5 protein-coding genes and 1 pseudogene are annotated in these 4,491 nt (G+C 71.0%); 1 reads left to right on the forward strand and 5 read right to left on the reverse strand.

All coding sequences use genetic code 11. The features are described 5' to 3' along the window. Nucleotides 1-105: 105 nt before the first annotated feature. The 5 genes from ACZ3OF_RS24315 to ACZ3OF_RS24335 all read right to left on the reverse strand — a co-directional run bounded on the left by ACZ3OF_RS24315 (nucleotide 106) and on the right by ACZ3OF_RS24335 (nucleotide 3,665). A protein-coding gene (locus ACZ3OF_RS24315) for an IS5 family transposase (RefSeq protein ID WP_467306728.1) occupies nucleotides 106-914 on the reverse strand; the annotation gives its coding sequence in 2 pieces (ribosomal slippage) (nucleotides 106-575 and nucleotides 575-914; 810 coding nt in all). A gap of 57 nt (nucleotides 915-971) precedes the next feature. After that, complete coding sequence (locus tag ACZ3OF_RS24320; RefSeq protein ID WP_467306730.1) at nucleotides 972-1,460, reverse strand: hypothetical protein; 489 nt, start codon at nucleotides 1,458-1,460, stop codon at nucleotides 972-974. A 249-nt stretch (nucleotides 1,461-1,709) separates the two neighbouring features. Continuing rightward, entirely contained in the window at nucleotides 1,710-2,738 is a 1,029-nt protein-coding gene (locus ACZ3OF_RS24325; RefSeq protein WP_361680943.1) for an iron-containing redox enzyme family protein, read from the reverse strand. Next, complete coding sequence (locus ACZ3OF_RS24330; protein WP_361680946.1) at nucleotides 2,735-2,995, reverse strand: CDGSH iron-sulfur domain-containing protein; 261 nt, start codon at nucleotides 2,993-2,995, stop codon at nucleotides 2,735-2,737. The genes ACZ3OF_RS24325 and ACZ3OF_RS24330 overlap by 4 nt, the downstream gene beginning before the upstream one ends. After that, nucleotides 2,985-3,665, reverse strand: coding sequence for a HemK2/MTQ2 family protein methyltransferase (locus tag ACZ3OF_RS24335; protein WP_361680949.1), 681 nt, complete (start codon nucleotides 3,663-3,665; stop codon nucleotides 2,985-2,987). Before ACZ3OF_RS24335 ends, ACZ3OF_RS24330 begins: the two co-directional genes overlap by 11 nt. 350 nt (nucleotides 3,666-4,015) lie before the next feature. On the opposite strand from ACZ3OF_RS24335, the pseudogene ACZ3OF_RS24340 reads away from it, so the two are divergent. Next, nucleotides 4,016-4,240: pseudogene (locus ACZ3OF_RS24340) on the forward strand (catalase HPII); the annotation flags it as partial. Between the last annotated feature and the right edge of the window lie 251 nt (nucleotides 4,241-4,491).

Consider the following 4,491-nt stretch of genomic DNA (forward strand, 5'->3'; position numbering starts at 1 on the left):
AGACCTCGGGCGTTCGCTTCGCTCAGCCGGCGCTATCGGCACCGACCTGGACACAGCCTGACCCTCAGCCTCACGGTATTACGGGACAACTCTTAACTGATCATTTCAGAATGAGTTCCGGAGGCGGCGGAGGCATACGAGGCTGCAGGCCAGGTCGAGCAGTCCCTGATGGAGATCGGCGCGTCGTTCGTAGCGGGTGCGGAGCCGTTTGAACTGGTGCAGCCAGGCGAATGCGCGCTCGACCACCCAGCGCACTTTGCCCAGTCCGGAGCCGTGGGCGACGCCGCGTCGGGCGATCAGGGGTTTGATGCCGCGTTTCCACAGCAGGCGGCGATACTTGTCGAAGTCGTAGCCCCGGTCGGCATACAGACGCCGGGGTTTGCGGCGGGGACGTCCCCGCAGTCCTCGGACCGGCGGGACGGCGTCCAGCAGCGGCAGGAGCTGGGTGACATCGTGCCGGTTGCCGCCGGTGAGCGTGACGGCGAGCGGGGTTCCGTGTCGGTCGACAATCAGATGGTGCTTGGAGCCGGGGCGGGCACGGTCGACGGGCGAGGGGCCGACATGATCCCCCCTTTGAGAGCCCGGACGTGCGATCCGTCCACAGAGCAGTCGTCCAGGTCCAGTAGGCCGGCGCGGCGAAGCTCGGCCAACAGGGCGGTGTGCAGGCGTGGCCAGACGCCTGCCTCGGTCCAGTCCCGCAGCCGACGCCAGGCCGTCACACCGGAGCAGCCCACGGTCTCCGCCGGAACGTCCCGCCAGGCAACACCGGTCCGCAGCACGTACATGACGCCGGCGAGCGCCACTCGGTCGGGAACGCGCAGCCGCCCGGGGTGGCGACGGCGCCGTTCGGGAGTGGGCGGCAGCAGCGGGGCCACCCGCTCCCACAGGTCATCTGGGACAAGATCAGCACGCACCTTGGACACCCTGCTGACCAAGATTGTCGAGCACAAGACCCACGGCTCATCTCGCGCTCAGCCTGGCACAGCCTCCAGCGGGAGGTGGTCTCGGAAGTACTGCGACTCCAGCCACTCCTCCTTCACAAAGAGCGGGCGCGTGAGGCGGGCTTCCCCGACCAGTTGCGAACGCAGAAGAAGCCCGAGATCAGTCAGGGAAACCGAGTCGTCGGGCGTGTAAAGCACCCAGTTTCCATGCTCCGCAGCGTGGTCCAGCAGGAACTGATGGCCCTGCTCGGGATCGCTCCCTGCCAGCGGGAAGCCAGACAGGAAGACTTGCGGACCGGTGACCGCATCCAGCGCGACGCAGGCGAGCCTGCCCGCCTCGTAGAACGCCTTCACTCCATCCGGAAAGTCCTCCTGCTCATACGGACCACTGACCCGTTCCGGCAGTCCAGAGGCCAGCAGTGCTTTGGCAACCTCGGCTGGAGACATCCCAAAGTGCAACGGCCCCACACCGACTCCGGGTCGCATTGCCCAGCACTCCCGCTTCACATCTGCGCTCATCCACCCACTCCTACGCCCGACCGGATCTGCTGTTGCATGCACAAGGCCAGGGGTCAAGGTGCCAACTCAGCTGCACAAGTGCCAACTGAAGCGCTCGGTAAGACTCATTCTGAAACGATCAGTAAGGGCCAGGTGCCGGGAGCCCGGCACAGCGGTTCCTCGCACGACGGCCCGGTGGTCGCACGAGGCCCGGCGGGCCTGTCCGGGCTCAGGCCGCTCCGTCGGAGGGGACGGCGGCTGCCGGTACGGTCATGGCCCCTCCAGCGGCGTGCGCAACGCGCTGCGTCCCTCGGCCCAGGCCGCGCCGATGTGTTCGGCGAGGCGGTCCTCGAGGTGGACGGTGGCAGCGCAGCCGAAGGCGATGTCGGCCTCCAGGGACGGCTCGTCGGCGAGCAGTCCGCCGATGACCTCATGGCGGACGACCTGCTCGTGCACGGCGTCTGCCTCGACGTGCTCGTCGTAGAAGTGCTGGGCGGCCGGGCCTGCCCCGCAGCGCCGCATCGCCTTGGCGAGCCGCCTGGAACCGGGTGACGAGGTCACCTCGACGCAGGCGAAGTGACCGACGAGCGCACCCCGGTGGGACCGGTGGAGCCCGAAGAGCGACATCAGGTTGACGGTGGCGAGCAGCGGCGCGGGAGCGTGGTCCAGGTAGCGGCCGTACGCGGGGTCGAGGCCGAGGTCCTCCATGAGGTCCGCGAAGAGCCGGGCATGGATCCGGTCGGCGCGGCCGGCGCCGAACTCGTCGTACTCGATGGCCACCATCGCGGCCTTCGCCCGGCCTCGCAGCCGGGGGATCACCCAGGCGTGCGGGTCGGCCTCCTTGAGGTGGTACAGCGAGCGCATGGCGGCGTACTCGCGCAACTGCCAGAACTCGCCCTCCCTTTCGAGGTGGTGGCTGAGACTGCCGGCGGGGTCCACCTGTTCGACGAGGAGCGGGGCGAAGGCCTCCGCCACCGATCGGGGGGCGTCGGACAGCTCGGCGCCGAGCGCGTGCAGGAAGCGGGCTTCCAAGGCCTGGCGCAGCCGCAGGAGTTCCGGGTCCCATTCGCGGGCGTCGTCCACACCGTCGAAACCGCGGTAGTGGAGTTCGTACAGCAGGTAGAGGGCGAGCTGGAGGTCCTCACCCCAGGGGTCCGCGGTCAGTACGGCGCCGGGCCTGTATTCCGGGACGCCGTTCGACCTCAGGGCCGTGGTGACGGTTGCGGACAGCTCGCCGCGCGGTTCGGCCAGGAGGGGCCCGGCGGTGGTGGCCGTGGCGCTCGTGACGGAGGGCGTCATTGGGGGTCCCTGTTCTCGGAGGTCGGGGTGGAGCGCTCGCGGGGGCGATGACTGGTGTCGCACCACGGGTACGTACGGCTGCGGCGGCATGTGCAGAGGGCGACCATGAAGCGGTCGGACCGGGCGACCGTTCCGTCGTCGAGGACGATCTCGACGGGGCCCTCCACCAGGACGGGGCCCTTCGGGTCCACGGCCACGCGGCGGGCCGGCACTCCCGTAGGGGCCGGGCCTGCGGTGTTCCGGGGGTCAGCGGGCACGGATGACCACCAGTTCTTCGCGCTCCTCGGCAGGGGCTGCCAGGCCCACTCGTTCCAGCCAGGCCCTGCGCGAGCGCAGGACGGGCCCCCAGGGCACCGAGGCTCTCGCCGTGATGTCCGCGGCCATGCCCGCCCCGCGCAGCCGGTCGACGGTCTCCTGGGCCCCGCACAGCCCGGAGTGGACCATGAGCAGGACCCCGCCGGGACGCAGCAGCGCGGGTGCGCTCGCGCAGATCCGGTCGACGACACTGCGCCCGTCGGGTCCGGCGTCCCAGGCACGTTCGGGTCCCCGCGAGGGCGGCCCGGCGCTCGGTGCCGGGACGTAGGGCGGGTTCGAGAGGATGAGGTCGAAGCGGCGGCCCGCGGCGCGGGCCGCGAAATCGCCGTGCACGACGCGCAGGGGCAGCCGCTGGCGCAAGGCGTTCAGCCGGGCGGTGACGACGGCGGGCCACGAGACGTCGACCGCCGTGACCCGCGCCCGTCTCCGCGCGGCATGGAGGGCGAGCGCGCCGGTTCCCGTACCGATCTCCAGCACGTCCGTCGCGGGGCCCAGGTCCTCGTGGGCGAGTGCGTGGGCGAGCAGACGGGTGTCCGCCTGCGGTCGGTAGACACCGGGCAGGGCGATCAGTCCGGCAGGCAGCGTGCCCAGGGTCAGAGCCGTAGCGGACACGGCGTACCTCCATGATCGATGGGCAGGTCGCGGTCGACAGGTGCCGGCCACTCACTGCGACTGCCCCCTGCGGGGTGACTCATCCACGATGCGGTGATCTGTCGGTCGGTGCAGGCACCGGACACGCGGAGTGACGCCGGTCGTGCCCGGCGCCGTGTCGGCTGTCAGGCGGTACGGGCGTATTCGGCGTGCCGCGTGCGGCCCCAGGGGCGAGGGTTGCGGCGGGGCCGCTGCGGCCCCGCCGACCTGTGCGGCAGAGATCCCGCGGGCTCGGAGTCCGCCAGGAGGAGACGTCAGGCATGGTGCAGAAGAAGGCGAAGAAGGCCGCGGCCGGCAGGGTCACGAGGGCCATGACCACACCGAAGAAGCGGGCCACGTCGGAACAGCCGCCCGGACGGCCTTCGCCCCGACCGCCCGCCGCGGCGGAGCCGACCCGGCCCCGGGAGCCCCTGCCGCCCAAGCCGGACCAGAGCGGCCCGGACACCATGAGCCCCACCGGGCAGCCCACCGGTGCGTCCCAGGCCGCCGTGGCCCAGGGAGGCGCCTACCTCACGACCGCGCAGGGCAACCGGCTAGCCATCAAGGAACGCGTCCTGGCCGTCCTCGCCACCCGTCGGGGCGATGATCAGGGGAACCATGCCCGCCTTGAACACGGCGTCCCGTACACGGCGTACTCGGGCGCGGGAGGAACCCGGTCACCGTGCAGGACTCGTGACAGGGGTGTGGGGGGCGAAACCCTTTGGTTTTGGGCCCCCCCCCCCCTCTGGGCCCGGTGTCCGCGGGGGGGGGAGCGCAAAAGAGGGAGAACGGGGGGTGGGGCCAGATC

It is taken from the genome of Streptomyces sp. NPDC022552 (genome assembly GCF_055561875.1).